Below are 15271 nucleotides of genomic sequence, written 5' to 3'. Positions count from 1 at the left end.
TTTTGAGCATGTCGTGTTCTGGAATCACGTAGTGGCGCCGACTCGTGAGTCTCGACGGAGTGTCTTCCGACGAATCGCCCACCGACCATATGCCGACTGGCCAGTATACGATGCGACGCCGCTGTACGATCAGCGTTCACTCGACGGGCTGGAATCAGATATCAGGACAGTGTCACAGACCTGGTTCAAACACGATCGCCACGAGTCGGTTGAGAACTTCGTCCGCTTACTCCCGCTGGCATATTTCGAGTTCCAGGCTCACGACCGCTACGCGGGGCCGACTCGCTACGAGATGGACACGCTCTTTCGCGTGTTCGTCCTGAAAGAGTGTCACGGATGGGATCATGAGACAGCACTCGTTGAGTACTTCGAGTGTCGTCCAGAACTCTACGAGCAATTCGGTCTGAAGACGGTGCCGGACCAATCGACGCTTTGGCGCAGCTGGCACAAACGGTTCACTGCTGAGCTTCGTCGTACAGTCGAGACAGCTGCGCGGACCATTCTCATCAAAGCCCAGAATGCAGGTGTCTCGGTCCCACGGGATCCTGAGCGGAAGCTCCGTCATCGGAACAGCGACGACGATGATTCGACACCGGACGAGCAACACGTCTTGGAGCGGACGGAGACGATCACGAACCACGTCAGCCGGATCGTCTTCCCGACGTTCTCGCTGGACCGTGGCGATGGGTGTGAAATTCATGAGAACGCCTACTGGGGCTTACAGACATATCTGGGGCTCCGTGAGAATCTCGCTGCTAACGAGGGTGCTCGGAGTTTCACCTACGAGTCGACGCGTGACCGGACGCCGTTAGGCCACGCTCATCGCGAGCAGATCCGTGCCCTCTCCATCACGGAGATCCGCGAGATGTACCGACAGGCCGTCGCCAGACTCCTAAACGAAGCTGCGGAGACAGAACAGTTCTTCCGGGCTGGAATCGTCGCGATCGACATTACTGAGGCAGACCCGTTTACTGGTGACAGAACGGGACACGAAGGCGAAATCATCGGGACGAAGGAGAAGACCGGCGAGTACGCCTACCAGTGGGCGACCGTCCAGCTCGTGGGCAACGTCGTCCCGATCGTACTGGACGCGCGCCCGGTTCGAAAGGGAGAGACACGACTGGAAATCGTCGAAGACTTGCTCGACTCCGCCGAGGACCTCGTTCACGTCGATAACGTGCTGATGGACCGGGAGTTCGATAGCCAGCACGTCCTGGAGATGATCAGCCAACGCGGGCTGTCGTACGTCGTCCCGAAACGGATGCAGACCAGCGAGAAGGCGCAGGCGAAGCGATTGCTCCAAAGTGACCAGGACCGCTACGAGACCGACCGGAAGCTCCACCTCGGCAAGAACGAATGGCACGAGACGACGCTCATCTACCGTCGGAAAGAGGACTCCGAGCACGACGATCATCGGCAGTATTCGGTGTTCATGACGAATAGAGGGAGTGGACACCTCACTGAGTATGGTTACAGGTGGGAAATCGAGAGCGGGTACAAGTCGATCAAGCGGTTCATGGCTGCGACTACCTCGAAAGACTTCGGTCTCCGATTCTTCTACTTTGCGTTCGCGTGTCTGCTCTACTCGATCTGGCGAGCCGTCGATTTGCTGGTGCAGGTCGAGTTGACTGGTGAGTACGAGCACTCGCCGATGGTGACGGCAGATAATACGCTGACGCTGCTGAAGAAGGAGACGGGAATCGGGTAGTGGGGCTCTCAATCCGAGATAGCGTCGGTGTTTGAGTGGCAAGACTGCGGGGAGTCTCCGAAAACGACTGATCTAGTTCCTATTTTGATATGATGGGGCGAATTTGAGGCGATCTGAAGCGACTCTTTCTCACTGATTCGACCGAAACCACGCATTACAACCCCGCTAAACCCGGTGTAGTCTCAACTTCCATCAAGAAAGAACGAACAGGAGAGTGGTTCGTCTCCTTCGGCCTCGAAACCGACGATGCCGACCTGCCCGCGAAACCCGATGTGGATTCGCTGGACGCAAGCAACAGCGTCGGTATCGACCTCGGTATCCTCAATTACATCCACACCAGCGACGGCAAGGCCGTTGACTGGCTCGACCTCGAAGACGACTACGAGCGTCTTCGCCGTGAGCAACGCAAGTTGTCTCGCAAGCAGAACGGCTCGAACAACTACGAAAAACAACGGCTAATAGTGGCAAAAGTCAAGCGTCAGATTCGGTGGAAAGTGCTTGACTATCAACACAAACTCACGACGTGGCTCGTCCGCAAGTACGACGCCGTATTCGTGGAAGATCTCGATGTTGCTGGAATGCTTCAGAGCGACGGGAACGCTCGGAACAAGCAGGATGCCGCGTGGCGTCAGTTCATCACCTTGCTCGAATACAAGGGAGATCTGTACGGGACCCATGTCGTTCAAGTCGAAGCACGAGGGACGACCAAAGAGTGTGCATCGTGTGGTGTGGAGACGGAGAAACCCATTTGGGTACGTGAGCATTCGTGCCCGTCGTGTGGGTTCGAGACGGACAGGGATGCGAACGCGGCGATGAACGTGTTGCAGAGAGGCTTTTCTGAAGTAGGGCTGGGATGGCCCGAATCAACGCCCGTGGAGACTGCGCTCCCTACGGACACACCTGAGTTTCAGCGTGTTTCTGCAAAGCGCGTCGTAGAAACGGGAAGCCTCGGGGCTTGACCCCGAGGCGATTCACCACTCACAAGAGAGTGGGAGGGCCAGTCGCAGACCACTCGAGCCCTCCGCGATGCACCATGGCTCCAAGAGACATCTACGGGCGGACGTTCGACGAGGATATCGCGATAGAGAACGGGTCCACCGCTGGCTGTCCCAAGTGCGGTGGTACTGGCACTGTCCCCACGAATACGATCAGACCGTGCCACACCGACGGATCCATAGACCTCGATTCCTCCATCTTGAGCCGAGGACCAATATCGGTTCTTTCTTGAATCCTTCACCAGGTTGAGGTGGCGAGTGGTATCCTGCCCCGGCTGGTTTAGCGGAGCGTAACGCTCTTGAAGAGCATATATTCGAATATATGACATGGTGAAGACGATCCGCGTATCGGAGGAATACTACGCGTGGTTGTGTGCGCATAAACGCGACGACGAGACGATGGAGGAGACGCTCCACCGACTGATTCGGGGGCCGAATCCCGAGGACGTCGCCGGCCTCCTCACAAGCGAAGAGGCCGACGAGGCGAAGGAGGCCGTCAAGGACCTTCGAGACCGGGATGGCAGCTGCTTCGAGGCCGTTCGTGAGGCGTTCGATGGCGAGGGCGCCGACGGGTGATCCACCATCCCAAACGCAAGGTTCAGTCCAAGCGAGCCAACAATTGAGCGACGTAGGGGCTGTTTCCCCAGCTCCGATGTGGGCTGATCGTCTGGATGAGGGTTCGTGCTGCCTCGGTCGTCATGTGGCCATTGCGAGCGTAATCACAGATGAGCCGGGGAGTAGGGACGATTCGTGGGCCACGAAGGGCCGCGTGGACGAGTGCGAAATTCGTACCGCCGAACTCGTCAGTGAGGAAGCCGTCGACATCCAGGGCGTTGGCGAGAACGATCCCGTCGGTCTCGCCATCGTCGAGCCCGAACGTGGGCCGTGAGCCGGGCGTCCCCTCTCGTTCATACGGGTTCTCGATCGTGTAGTAGTCCCGAGCGGCGAGCACGTTCGTCGCAGCGGCGCCGTGAATATCATTGTACTGTGCGATGTCCCGAAGCTCTTCGATGACCTCGGGCGGAAGAAAGACGTCGCACGAGGTGAGGAGATACTGGAGCGGATCCGGGGCACTGTTGGTGTCATACTCGGGGTCGGCACGGGGGACAGCAAGGCTGACGAGCGCACTCGTGTCGACGACGACCGTCCGCAAGCGCGGTCCGCTCATCACCCCTCAGTGTCGTCAGTGCTGACTGTCGTCGCGTCCCCACCGTAGATGTCGACGTTTTCGGGCGCGGCAAGGTCCAGCGGTTCCCCCTCGAGATCCGCTTTGAGGAGCCGCAGTCGCTGGGCAGTTTCGGCGCCGACCAGTTGCTTGACCGTCTCGAACTCGAGCTGGCCGTCGTAGTACTTCGCTGCGACCAGTTCCTGGAAGGTGTCGCTGTTCGCGGTCTCCTCGATATACTCCCGGATCGCCTCGACGAGAAGATCCGTCCGATCCTTGTCGAAGAGGTCGGCGATCGCATCAAGCCGCTCGACGAGATAGTCCGGCGACTGGAAGTGGACTCGTCTGGGCTCGTCACTCGCGCTCATGTTATGTGCAAGTTTTGCACATAGACTGATAACCGTTTCGTCGTATTGCACACCGATGGCCATCGGTGGTGGCTTGGTGTGGACACGAGCGTGTCGGCGTCTATCGGGATAGGCTCTCAGCGAATTGGAGCTCTCCCGACCGCGGCAGGAAGGTGTTCGAGACAACGATAGGTCGCCATGATCGGAGCTTGGAACGTGGATCTGCGAGTGTCAACGGCGCTGGACCGATAGGATCCGATCGAGCCTGATTTATCTGCCTCAACGGGGTGCGAGGGTCGGTCGCGAACCAGTTGCGCCCTCGGTGATGCACCATGGCTCTGAGAGACATCTACGAGCGGACGTTCGACGAGGATATCGCGACAGTGAACGGGTCCACCGCTGGCTGTCCCGAATGTGGGGGTACCGTCCACACGAATAGCTTCGAAACGGCCTGTGCGGACTGTGGACTCGTCATCGAGGAACGCCCCATCGACCACGGCCCGGAGTGGCGCTCCTTCGAGGACCAGCCCGATGATCCCGAGCGGACAGGCCCGCCGCTGACGCCGACTCGGCACGACCGCGGGCTATCGAGTGAAATCGGCTACGACTCCACTGATGCCAACGGGACCGTCATCCCGGCTCGGAAGCGCCGACAGCTCGGCCGTCTTCGCCGGGAGCAGACCCGCGGTCGCTGGGCGAGCAAGGCCGAGCAGAACCTCGGGCACGGCCTGGCAGAGGTTCGCCGCATCGTGAGTGCGGTGGAACTCCCCGAGAGCCTTCGGGATCAGGCCTGTGCGCTCTACCGGACGGCCGCGGGGGAGGATCTTATTCGGGGGCGCTCGATCGAGGCGATGGCCGCCGCCAGTGTCTACGCGGCGTGTCGGTGTACCGGGCTTCCACGAACGCTCGCCGAGATTGAGGCGGTTACATCGGTGTCGCATGCTCGGGTCAGCAATGCCTACGGGGTTCTCAACCAGGAACTGGACCTGCCAGCTGTCCCAGTGGCTCCCGCCGAGTACGTGCCTCGACTCATCTCAGCCCTTGATCTCTCTATAGCGACCCGCCAGCGGGCCCTTGACCTCGCCCGACGGGCCAGCGAGGCCGGTGTCGACAACGGGTGTCGGCCGACGGGCGTCGCGGCGGCCTGTGTCTACCGGGCTGCTCGGGAGAACAACGAGCGGGTCACCCAGGCTGCGCTCGGCGATCTCGCTGACGTATCGGCGATGACGATTCGTGCCCAGTTGAACAAGATTCGAGCCAGTCTCGGCGCCAGTGATCATGAGCAGGCACAGAAGGGGGACCTGTCGGTCTGATGCATACCAGCTATCGGCGATCGGCCCACCGGGCCAGGAGCTACCGCGGTGAGCAGACCTTCGGCGGCTGTCTCGTCTACGCTGGTGAGACCCTGTTGGATAAGCACCTGTTCGTCCACCGCGTCTCACCGGGTGTGTTCGACTGGGGACCCGACGCAGACGATGACCGGGCCTGCCAGCTGGCGATCGCGCTGCTTGCGCCGACGTTCGGACTCGAGGTTGCCGTCGACGAGTATCACCTGTTCGCGACCAACTTCGTGAAGCGCGGGCTCACCGGTGATTCCTGGACGGTTCGATCCCAGGCCCTCAAGCAGAGCGACCTCCGAACGAAGTTCGCTCATCGAGAGTATCCCGAGAATACGGCGCTGAATCCGGAGGAGATCGACATCGCGACGATCGATTTCGATGAGATCGACTACGCCACCGAGATTGCCCTCGTTCGTCGATACCAGGATGTCCTCTGGATGAAGGGCAACCAGCGGGCGAACCTGCGACGCCTACAGGAAATCCACACCGGTACGCTCGATCCGGCCGAGGAGCCCGTCACCCAGCAGTGGGTCTCGATGAACCTCGGGCTCACAGCCGGGGCTGCGAAGCGGGCACTGGTGTCCGAGTTCGAGACGATGGGCGAGCTCGCGAGTTGGGTATTGTACGCCACCTCCCTGACTGACAGGCCGCATATCGACGGATCGACGGCCAAGCAACTCCGGGCCCGACGAGCCACGTTCATTCGATGGTTCGGTGGCGAGGAGTACATCCCACAGTATGATGACGACCAACAGACGTTGACCGCTACTGATAGTGGGGGGACAGAGCAATCTGTAGATGGATTCTAATACGATGCTATATCTGATAGAATCGGCGTGCGAGACACAGCCTGGGTATCGGTTACTAACCAAGGTCGAGGTCAGTGAACTTAACGACGGGAATACTCTTGGGTTAGGAGGATGTCTCGTACTCTGCACGAAGCCGGGCACGGGCCCCGTCACGCGTCTTGAAGTACCGACGGTCGCCGTCTCCCGTTCGAACCGCCCATTCGTACGTCTCGCTGTCGGGATGATAGCAGTGCTCCGCGTATCTATCAAAAACTGATACAGTCCCGCTGCCCGAATGATCTTCTTCGTACCCATCGGAATCGTCGATGGCAGCTGACGAGTCACGGTCACCTTCGACACCCTCGTCGGAGACTGGTTCGATGAGAAAGTCCTCTACGATCAGGTCCATGTCAACTTCCATACCAGGTCCGTAGCCGCGTTCGAGGGCGGCGTCCGTAGCCGTCATCAGGATCTCCTGGATGTCCCGTACCGGCTCGTCGCCCGGTGTGACCTGCTCGTAGGTCCCGTCGCTCTGCATCACCCACCGGCGGCGGTTGTCAGTGAGTGAGGCCGCCAGAATGAATCGGAGTTGGTTGCGCAGTCGCGTTGCCTCGACGGGGGTGACGGCCTCAACGCGGTAGTCGAGGTTGCGCGTCATCCAGTCCGCGGAGCCGATGTACCAGTCGGGGTCGCCGGCGTTCTCGAAGTAGAAGATACGGGCGTGCTCAAGGAATCGCCCGATAATCGAGTGCACGGTGATGTTCTCGCTGACGTCCTCGAGGCCGGGCCGGAGTCGGCAGATGTCGCGGACGATGAGGTCTATGTCGACGCCGGCCATCGAGGCCCGATACAGTTCTTCGACCATCTTCGGGTCCTCGAGGCCGTTCACCTTCACGACGATTCGCGCACGTCGGCCAGCACGGGCGTGATCGGCTTCGCGACGAACCATCTCTGTGAAGCGCTCACGCATCGTCACCGGTGCGATGAGGAGCTTCCGGAAGCGCTCGTCGAGCGTCGGCCCGGTGAAGAAGTTGAAGACCTTCGTGAGGTCTTGCCCGACGTCACGATCAGCGGTCAGCAGTCCCAGATCGCAATACCCTTTGGCGGTCTTGGAGTGATAGTTGCCCGTGCCGACGTGTGAGTAGAGCTGGACTCCATCCTCCTCTCGACGGACGACAAGCGCCGTCTTCGTGTGCGTCTTCAGCCCGACGGTCCCGTAGGCGACGTGAATGCCCTCCTCTTCGAGGCGGCGCACCCATTCGAGGTTGTTCCTCTCGTCGAAGCGCGCCTTGAGTTCGACCATCACCGCCACCTGTTTCCCGTTGTCCGCAGCGTCGATGAGGCTCTGAATCACCTTCGAGTCACTCGCTGTCCGATAGATCGCGGCCTTCACTGCGAGGACGTCCGGGTCATTCGCGGCCGCGTCGAGGAACCGTTGCACCGTGCCATCGAAGGCGTGATAGGGGTGATGGACGAGGATGTCGCCCGCGCGGATTTCGTCGAAGATCGTCGTCGTCGTTTCGATTCGGCCGTCGCCAGCCTGCGGCAGTAGTCGCGGATGTGGCTGTGGTGTCCACGACGGGAGTTTGAGGTTCGGCCGCTCCAACTCGAGGAGCGTAAAGAAATCCTCGTAGTCGATCGGGCCCTCTCGGTGGAAGACCTCGCGATCATCGACGTCGAGATGCTCCGTCAGAATCGAGATCGACTCATCGGGCATATCTGCGTCGACTTCGAGGCGGACGACGGTCGCGAACCGCCGCTGCTCGAGGACGTCCTCGATGATCTCGACGAGGTCCTCGGCGACCTCTTCGTTGCGCCGCACCTCGGCGTTCCGCGTCACCCTGAACTTCGAGACATCGAGGATGTCGAGACCGGGGAGGAACATGTCGAGGTTTGCCTCAATGAGATCCTCGATCAGGACGTACTGTTCGGAGGTGTCCGGGACGTCGACGAGACGGGGCTGATTTGGCGGGATCTTGATTCGCGTGAACGTCGTGTCCTCACCCGTCTCCGTCGAGAGGACGGCGAGCGAGAGGGAGAGGTTCGAGATGAACGGGAACGGGTGGGCGGGATCGAAGGCGAGCGGCGTGAGGGTGGGAAGAACAGATTCCTCGAAGTACGTCCGGAGTTGATCGCGCTGTTCTCCGTTCAGGTCGTCGTACTCACGGATCGCGATACCTACGTCCGCGAGCTCGGGTTTGAGTTCGGTCTGCCAGTAGGTGTCTTGGCGGCGGAACAGTGGTCGTGCGGCCTCAATGACCTCATCCAGCTGCTCGCTGGGTGTGCGGCCGTCAGGTGTCGTCACAGTCACGCCGGCTGTGACCTGTTGTGTGAGTCCGCCGACGCGTTTCATGAAGAACTCGTCGGTGTTCTTGGTGAAGAACGCAAGAAATCGGAGGCGCTCGAGTGGTGGGTTGCGATCGTTCGTGCCTTCACTGAGAACACGCTCCTGATAATCGAGCTCCGAGAGTTCTCGATTGAGGTAGTACGGAGGCTCCGTCAGATCTGATTCGTTCATTTGTTCCCTTAGGACCGCATCTATATTGGGAGTTCTCATACTTCCCAATGTGGGTAGTCACGTTGGTATTCGGAGACTGAACCCGGAATGAGTACTCGCAGGTAGCGAGCGTCTGCACGAGCAGATCCGGACTGCTGCATGTTTTTCTCTATGCAGCAATCCAGTTAGACGGAATCCTGGCAGCCTCCCCTGATACTGCTGTATAGGGAGCGTGTATCGGTCATCGGGTCAGCATCGCACCCACAGCCACCGGGAGTGGTGTCGTACCTCGGAACGGAATATACCCTGTCGGCCCCGAGACGCACCATTTGCCGGCGCTGGGGGAGATCACGCACACGATAGCGAGAGATACAGTATCAGCCGTGCCTTCTCCCGTACTCCAGTTCGATGCACGCCAGCTTCCCTGATATCGACGGTTCGCCGTGGACGGCCGACCGGCGTGTTCGCCGAGCGCCTCCCCGGACACCGCACAGTCGGGGAAGTGGCCTGCGTTTCGTGGGCAGAGAGTTATGTACCACTACCATTGATAGTTCTACGTGTACGCATCGATACCCAGTGGCGGAGACGAGGGGCGGCTGCTCCGATGACCGAGCACCCGGTGTTACCGGCGGAGGAGTCCGTACTGACCACCGTCGACGAGGAGAAATTGTACAAGGACAGCGGCAAGATCAAGAACAAGCACTACGAGCGGGAACTCGAACGTCTCCAGGAAGAACTCGTCAGGCTCCAGATGTGGGTCAAAGAGCAGGGACTCCGGGTCGTCGTGCTCTTCGATGGTCGAGACGCGGCTGGCAAAGGCGGAACGATCCACCGAATCACTCGCCGGACGAGTTCCCGGGTGGTGAAAGTCGTCGCGCTCGGCAAACCCACCGAACGCGAGCAGAGTCAGTGGTACTTCCAGCGGTACGTCGAACGCCTCCCGGCGGCCGGCGAAATGGTGTTGTTCGATCGGAGCTGGTACAACCGTGCGACCGTCGAGCGCGTGATGGACTTCTGTACCGACGAGGAGTACCAAGAGTTCCTCCGGTCGGCCCCCGAGTTCGAGCGGATGCTCATGCGCTCGGGGATCATCCTCATCAAGTACTGGTTCTCGGTCAGTGACGAGGAACAGGAACGACGCTTCCAGAAGCGCAGTAACGACCCGAAACGTCGCTGGAAGCTCAGCCCGGTCGACCTCGAAGCCCGAGAGCGGTGGGTCGAGTACTCGCGGGCGAAAGACGCGATGTTCACCTACACCGATACGAGTAACTCGCCGTGGCACGTGATCAACGCTGACATCAAGAAACACGCCCGGCTCAACTGTATCAGTCACCTCCTCTCACAGATCGAGTACGAGGACACCATGCCCGGGCCGACCGAGTTGCCGGACCGACAACAAGACCCCAACTACGAGCGCCCGGCGATCGACGGCCAGAGCTGGGTGCCTGCGCTATATGGGTCGAACCCACCGGCGACCGACGTCGAGCGATCCTGACCGCTCCGGTCTCGTATCGTGCGGTTGCCGCTGTGCATCCTCGCCCGATGCAAGCGAGGTGTGCTCAGGCCAGCCTTTCCTTTCGGTGCTCTGGGCCACGTGTTCGACATCGTATCGATTTCGGCTTGTAAGAGATTCCTCACTCGATATTGAGATCTCCAGTACCGGTTCCGTCTTCGTCCCACTCCAACTCGAACTCGAGTTCTATCTCCGCTGAACCCCCAGACTTCGACGTTTCGCGTTCGACCTCGGCCTCGAACTCGACGCGTCTCGGGGGAGTGAGTGTCACCGACTCGGTACCGGATTCGAGAGTGAATTCATCACCGGACTCCAAGTGGTCTGCGACCGTTCGAAGGTACTGTGCGACTTCAGCTGTGTCCATGTTCCGCTCGAATTCGAACAGCGTTTCTTCGGGCATTCCTCGACATACGATGGACAGGCTATTGAAGATGCGTATCTGTGAAAAATATATCATAGTTGATATATATATCTAATAACAGTACTATCGCCAGCATACTGGAACGACGACGATAGGTTGCTAAATACACTCTTCTGAGTAGGTCAGTACGATTTCAATCATTCGAGTACCTGTCACCCGGGACCATCCAAAGACTTCTGAGAGCCACTTTCCATGTATATTATCGGCTTCGGGTGATCGTCAGGGTGGGGTTACTGTATGAGCAGATGTCGGAATCCCTCGGCTGGACCGCTCGATACGGGTTTTAGCTCCCACAAGGGAGCGAGGGACCCAGCACCGGGAAGCGCAACGAGTCGTGTCACGAACGGCAGACCTGAGCGGTCACGACATGCCCGTCCCCGGTTCAATGGTCCCACCTGCACCGACGCTCATGGCGACCGATCAACAGACCCAGACCGACGTTCGTATCGACACCTCAGACAGCGACGGGGAGCAACCAACCAGCGAAGCGGCAAACGGGGCTTCGACCGCCCCGGTCACGGAAGCCGATCCGGTTCCCGTCGCGGCACTCCTCGCCGAGGAACGCACCGTCCCGTTCGTCGGCCTCACGGACGCGGCGGCGACCCGAGCTCGGGAGACTCGGCCCGTTTCACCGTAAGTCCGGTGTGGGGACGACGAACCGATCTCACTCAATGAGGTGATTTCGATCCTTCCCCGGGCCAGTTCTGGCGAACTCTGGACGACCAACGAGTTCGTCGCGACCGACGGAACCGTCGACGCAGAGGCGATCAAGGCGGTTCACGGCCTCGACGCAGAGCGATTCGAGGCGGAAACCGGCCAGTCACTCGACGCGGCGGCCAGAGAGGCTCGTGGTGAGCCGATCGTCCCGGTCGAGGATCACCAGGATATCGTCGACGAGCGCCGGAAAGCGCTCCATGCGCTCGGGTACGACGTCAAATTCCGGTGGCAGATCGCCTCCGATCGCTACTCGATCATCAACCCACAGGAGGCCTACCTCCCGATCGTCGACGCGCTCGAGCACCGTGGTGAGACGGAGGCCTTCGGCTGGGCCAGTTACCGCGACTGGGGCGGCCTGCTCAAACTGTTCGTCGTCTGTCCGGGCCTCGAGCAGACCGTCACTGGAGGCGAGGCGTCTGACCCGGAGACGGACACTAAGGGCCTGACAGCCGTTTCCGAGATGGACGGCACGGACATAGTCGTGTACGGCGGCTTCGAGACCGGCTATGATTTCCGTGGCACGCAGACCCTCTGGGCGAAACCGATCCTCTACTTCCCCGAGACCGGTGCGGTGGTTCCCGACACGGGTAAGCGCTACACGCGACGGCACTACGGCCGGGCGACCGATGCGGCCCATGAGCGGGCGAACGACCGAGTGCCCATCACCGAGTGGTGGCAGTCGATCTACGACGACATCGATCTGCGGATGGTCGAGGTTGACCGGACGATACGGCGCGCCCGAGCGATCGCCTACGACTTCGAGACACTCCCCTTCTCGACGACCGATTGCTACCGTTACTGGGGCATCGCCGAGACGTACGCCTTATTGGCGGCCGACCGAGCGACGACGCTCGCCGAGCCCGCGTCGCGGCCGACAGTATATAATCTGCAACTCTCGTTGCTACTCGCGCTTCTCGACGAATATGGAGGGTCGTGGGCGTCGAATACTCACCAGGAGTATCTCGAGGTCGCTGGTGAGCTCCTTCGAACGCCCGCGATGATGATCCAGCTGGCGGTGAAAGAGCACGACTGCCAGACTGATGAGCCGACCGAACGGGTGCTGGACGAGGATCAACAGACTCTGAGCGATGCTCTTGAGGACATCGTCGACATCCCAGGAATCGATGTCGACACTGAAGCTGCGCTCTCAGACGAGCAGGCCCAGCGGCTTCACGACCAGGTTCAGCGGCAGCTGAACGATGGCTAACGCCGGTCGGTTCGTGTGTCACCGGCCCACCGATTTCGCATCTCCAATCGGATGACGGGTACGACAGTCACGCACGGCTGTTCCCCGACTACCATCCCAGTATACCATGCCTTCAACCACGAGCGATAGCTCCGACGCCCAGTCCGATGAACAACAGGTCCTGAGTCATCTCGTCCAGCGACTGCTCCAGCGCGAGGGTGGTCGAATCCCCCTCGAACGAGTGACCTTACGCGTGAATGATTTCGTCGACCTCGGAGAGCAGGCCGCTGCTGACCTCATCGACGAGGGGGCCGAGTCGGGTATCTATACCCTGGATCGGGCCCCTGGCGGGAGCACGACGATCACCGGCGTCAGTCCACAGGGTTCGGAACCTGAGGTCCTCGTCGAGGCCTTCGGGCCTGCTCAGGGCGACGACACCACTGCAGACTTCCGCGTTGTGAGCGTCGTCACTGACAGTATCAACGAGGCACTCCACGAGGCAGGCTACGGTACGTTCAGCGATCTCGCCGGGGCCAATGTGGACGACCTCACTGGTCTGACCGGCCCGCTCACCGAGAGTCGAGCAGCGGCGATCATTCAGGAAGCGTCCCAGCACATCCCCGTCGGGACGCGGCTCGCTACCGTGGCGGCGCATCGCTACGCCCGACGGGTCGATGCCGAGACCGACCGGGGCGTCGCCCGTGTCACCGATCTCGCGGCTGCTGGCACACCGGTCGGCGAACCGCTGTACCGAACACAGGACCTCGATCCGGACGACCCTGAGGCCCAGTATGTTAGTACGATCGGCCGCAACGCCGCCGACACGGTTGCGACGGGTCTCCACATCCTCGACGATCCGGACCACCCCGACGTGCCCAAGGCCGCGACCCATCCCGACGCCGGCGACGACGCGCTCCCGGTCGACGACCAGGGGCGTGTTATTCCCCCCGCAGTACCGGTCGAACCACGCCTGCAACTCCCGAACGACGAGTTGCTCGCGAAGAAGCTCGCTCGGGGGCTCGTCCCCGTCCGGCTGGTCGGGCCCCGTGGCTCGGGGAAGAACTACCTGATCAAGTATCTCTGCCACCAGACAAACCGGGGCTACGTTTCGGTCGACTGTGATGAAGCCACGCACACCGAGGACCTGTTCGGACCACTCACGCCGGACGAGTACGGGCGGATCGTCCCGCGGAACGGCGCCGTCAAACAGGGGTTACTGAACGGCTGTGTGGTCGTGCTCAACGAGTTCCCGGTGATGCGCGCCGGAGCTGCAATGTCCCTCCACCGGCTGTTGAACGAGGGGACGCTCCTCGTGAAGGCCCACGGCGAACTCGTCGAACCGCATCCCTCGGCTCGGCTCGTGATCACGATGAACCCGCCGACGCGGGAGTACCGCGATTCCGAGCCGATGAACTCGGCTACTCGCGGACGGTTCCGGGCACTGGAACATCCCTACATCCAAGACGTCGAGACGGAACTCGATACGCTCGACGCCCAGGTCAATCGCGAGCACCAGGTCGTCGACCGGGCGACCCTCCGGAAGATCGTTCGGTTCGCGCATCAGACCCGACAGAACGAGACCTGGTCGACGCTCTCGACCCGGAATCTCACAATTCTCTGTGAGCACATCGAGGACGGGGCCTCGCCGAAGGCTGCCTTGAAGAACGAGGTGTGGGCGGTCGCCGAACCGAATCAGTACCCCGAGGACACCTACGAAACGCTCGACGACTACCTCTAAGATCGTCTTCCTCGAATGGTTCAGAAAGTACTGATACGGATCGCCCACACGTTCAAATCCCTCTACTGCATAGACGCCTGTACGATGGCCCAGCAGGCGGCTCCGATTGCGCACGATCTCATGGACGAACCCCACGTGGCCGGCCGGCGGGTGTCCGTCCTCCAGCTGTACGAACGCGTCGAGGAGCTGGGCCTTGATCCCCACGACGTCGCCGATCAATACGACCTTGACGTGGCCGAGATCTACTACGCCCTCGCGTATTACCACGCCAATCCTGAGGAGATGCAGCGGGTCCGTGAGGAGCGTGAGACCACCGCAGCGGAACTTCGAGAGAGGGCCGACCAGACTCGGCCCGAGGGTGTTACCCCGTCCAATACCGATTCCGAGTAGGGCATGGGGGGCGACGACTGGGGGTTTCTCCTCGACGAAAACGTCGAGCGCGCGGTCGGTACGTATCTCCGCGAGCACGGCTACCGGGCAGACCATGTCGTGTCGGTTCTTGAGCCCGGAGTCGACGATTTGAGCGACGTGCTTCCATACGCCAACGCGGAGGACCTCATCATCGTCACGAAGGACGTCTCGGATTTCAGTGCGCTCAGTCCGACTGCTCATGAAGGGGTGATTCTCATCAACAGTCACCGACTCACCGTCACCGAGATGGGTGCTGCTATCCTCCGAATCGTCGACGCGTACCCGTCTCGTGACGCGCTCCGCGATCACGTCGAATTTCTCGACCAGTGGGTCAAGTAATCGAGACACTGCTCCAGTGGAGCTGACGTCTCGGGTCCATCGATGTCCGAGCGCTAGTTCGCCTCGTCGTTACCCCACAGATCTGCTAACATCCCATCCTGTGTGG

The 15271-nt window shown here is 60.7% G+C and carries 14 protein-coding genes; 10 read left to right on the top strand and 4 right to left on the bottom strand.

Annotation, left to right across the window (positions count from 1 at the left end):
* Positions 1-31 precede the first annotated feature (31 nt).
* The 3 genes from WDJ58_RS24975 (at position 32) to WDJ58_RS24965 (ending at position 3279) form a co-directional block, all read left to right on the top strand.
* A complete protein-coding gene (locus WDJ58_RS24975; RefSeq protein ID WP_338918312.1) occupies positions 32-1708 on the top strand; it encodes a transposase in 1677 nt (558 codons plus the stop codon).
* A gap of 113 nt (positions 1709-1821) precedes the next feature.
* A complete protein-coding gene (locus tag WDJ58_RS24970) occupies positions 1822-2667 on the top strand; it encodes an RNA-guided endonuclease InsQ/TnpB family protein (RefSeq protein ID WP_338918404.1) in 846 nt (281 codons plus the stop codon).
* A gap of 363 nt (positions 2668-3030) precedes the next feature.
* A complete protein-coding gene (locus WDJ58_RS24965) occupies positions 3031-3279 on the top strand; it encodes an antitoxin VapB family protein (RefSeq protein WP_338918311.1) in 249 nt (82 codons plus the stop codon).
* A gap of 22 nt (positions 3280-3301) precedes the next feature.
* Here the strand turns inward: WDJ58_RS24965 and WDJ58_RS24960 are convergent, their stop codons facing one another.
* Together WDJ58_RS24960 and WDJ58_RS24955 are read right to left on the bottom strand one after the other, a co-directional pair.
* Entirely contained in the window at positions 3302-3871 is a 570-nt protein-coding gene (locus tag WDJ58_RS24960) for a hypothetical protein (protein WP_338918310.1), read from the bottom strand.
* Positions 3871-4236 carry a hypothetical protein gene (locus WDJ58_RS24955; protein WP_338918308.1) on the bottom strand — a complete coding sequence of 122 codons (366 nt, stop codon included), beginning with the start codon at positions 4234-4236 and terminating at the stop codon, positions 3871-3873. Before WDJ58_RS24955 ends, WDJ58_RS24960 begins: the two co-directional genes overlap by 1 nt.
* Positions 4237-4547: 311 nt before the next feature.
* Here WDJ58_RS24955 and WDJ58_RS24950 point away from each other — a divergent pair, with 311 nt between their 5' ends.
* Positions 4548-5528 carry a transcription initiation factor IIB gene (locus tag WDJ58_RS24950; RefSeq protein WP_338918307.1) on the top strand — a complete coding sequence of 327 codons (981 nt, stop codon included), beginning with the start codon at positions 4548-4550 and terminating at the stop codon, positions 5526-5528.
* Entirely contained in the window at positions 5528-6364 is an 837-nt protein-coding gene (locus WDJ58_RS24945) for a DUF6166 domain-containing protein (RefSeq protein WP_338918306.1), read from the top strand. The genes WDJ58_RS24950 and WDJ58_RS24945 overlap by 1 nt, the downstream gene beginning before the upstream one ends.
* A 103-nt stretch (positions 6365-6467) precedes the next feature.
* Here the strand turns inward: WDJ58_RS24945 and ppk1 are convergent, their stop codons facing one another.
* On the bottom strand, positions 6468-8861 hold the full coding sequence (ppk1, locus tag WDJ58_RS24940; protein ID WP_338918305.1) for a polyphosphate kinase 1: 2394 nt from the start codon (positions 8859-8861) through the stop codon (positions 6468-6470).
* Between the two features lie 583 nt (positions 8862-9444).
* On the opposite strand from ppk1, the gene ppk2 reads away from it, so the two are divergent.
* Entirely contained in the window at positions 9445-10335 is an 891-nt protein-coding gene (gene ppk2 / locus WDJ58_RS24935; protein ID WP_338918403.1) for a polyphosphate kinase 2, read from the top strand.
* A gap of 139 nt (positions 10336-10474) precedes the next feature.
* On the opposite strand, the gene WDJ58_RS24930 is transcribed toward ppk2, so the two are convergent.
* The gene (locus WDJ58_RS24930; protein WP_338918304.1) at positions 10475-10753 is read right to left on the bottom strand and encodes an amphi-Trp domain-containing protein; all 279 of its coding nucleotides are present in this window, start codon (positions 10751-10753) and stop codon (positions 10475-10477) included.
* 697 nt (positions 10754-11450) lie between these two features.
* Here WDJ58_RS24930 and WDJ58_RS24925 point away from each other — a divergent pair.
* From WDJ58_RS24925 to WDJ58_RS24910, 4 genes are all read left to right on the top strand, one after another.
* A complete protein-coding gene (locus WDJ58_RS24925; RefSeq protein ID WP_338918303.1) occupies positions 11451-12698 on the top strand; it encodes a hypothetical protein in 1248 nt (415 codons plus the stop codon).
* Between the two features lie 106 nt (positions 12699-12804).
* Positions 12805-14415 (top strand): AAA family ATPase, encoded by a 1611-nt coding sequence (locus tag WDJ58_RS24920; protein WP_338918302.1) that lies wholly within the window; start codon positions 12805-12807, stop codon positions 14413-14415.
* Between the two features lie 15 nt (positions 14416-14430).
* Positions 14431-14805, top strand: coding sequence for a DUF433 domain-containing protein (locus tag WDJ58_RS24915; RefSeq protein ID WP_338918301.1), 375 nt, complete (start codon positions 14431-14433; stop codon positions 14803-14805).
* Between the two features lie 3 nt (positions 14806-14808).
* Positions 14809-15165 carry a DUF5615 family PIN-like protein gene (locus WDJ58_RS24910; RefSeq protein WP_338918300.1) on the top strand — a complete coding sequence of 119 codons (357 nt, stop codon included), beginning with the start codon at positions 14809-14811 and terminating at the stop codon, positions 15163-15165.
* Positions 15166-15271 lie beyond the last annotated feature (106 nt).

This window comes from Salinirubellus litoreus, from assembly GCF_037335815.1.
Lineage (GTDB): Archaea > Halobacteriota > Halobacteria > Halobacteriales > Haloarculaceae > Salinirubellus > Salinirubellus litoreus.
Note: the sequence above shows the minus strand (reverse complement) of the source record. Positions and strands in the feature narration are given on the sequence as shown.

Coding starts and splice junctions, on each gene's coding strand:
- WDJ58_RS24915 (WP_338918301.1), top strand. CDS start 14,431: ATGGTTCAGAAAGTACTGATACGGATCGCCCACACGTTCAAATCCCTC.
- ppk2 (WP_338918403.1), top strand. CDS start 9,445: ATGACCGAGCACCCGGTGTTACCGGCGGAGGAGTCCGTACTGACCACC.
- ppk1 (WP_338918305.1), bottom strand. CDS start 8,861: ATGAACGAATCAGATCTGACGGAGCCTCCGTACTACCTCAATCGAGAA.
- WDJ58_RS24965 (WP_338918311.1), top strand. CDS start 3,031: ATGGTGAAGACGATCCGCGTATCGGAGGAATACTACGCGTGGTTGTGT.
- WDJ58_RS24955 (WP_338918308.1), bottom strand. CDS start 4,236: ATGAGCGCGAGTGACGAGCCCAGACGAGTCCACTTCCAGTCGCCGGAC.
- WDJ58_RS24950 (WP_338918307.1), top strand. CDS start 4,548: ATGGCTCTGAGAGACATCTACGAGCGGACGTTCGACGAGGATATCGCG.
- WDJ58_RS24930 (WP_338918304.1), bottom strand. CDS start 10,753: ATGCCCGAAGAAACGCTGTTCGAATTCGAGCGGAACATGGACACAGCT.
- WDJ58_RS24945 (WP_338918306.1), top strand. CDS start 5,528: ATGCATACCAGCTATCGGCGATCGGCCCACCGGGCCAGGAGCTACCGC.
- WDJ58_RS24960 (WP_338918310.1), bottom strand. CDS start 3,871: ATGAGCGGACCGCGCTTGCGGACGGTCGTCGTCGACACGAGTGCGCTC.
- WDJ58_RS24910 (WP_338918300.1), top strand. CDS start 14,809: ATGGGGGGCGACGACTGGGGGTTTCTCCTCGACGAAAACGTCGAGCGC.
- WDJ58_RS24920 (WP_338918302.1), top strand. CDS start 12,805: ATGCCTTCAACCACGAGCGATAGCTCCGACGCCCAGTCCGATGAACAA.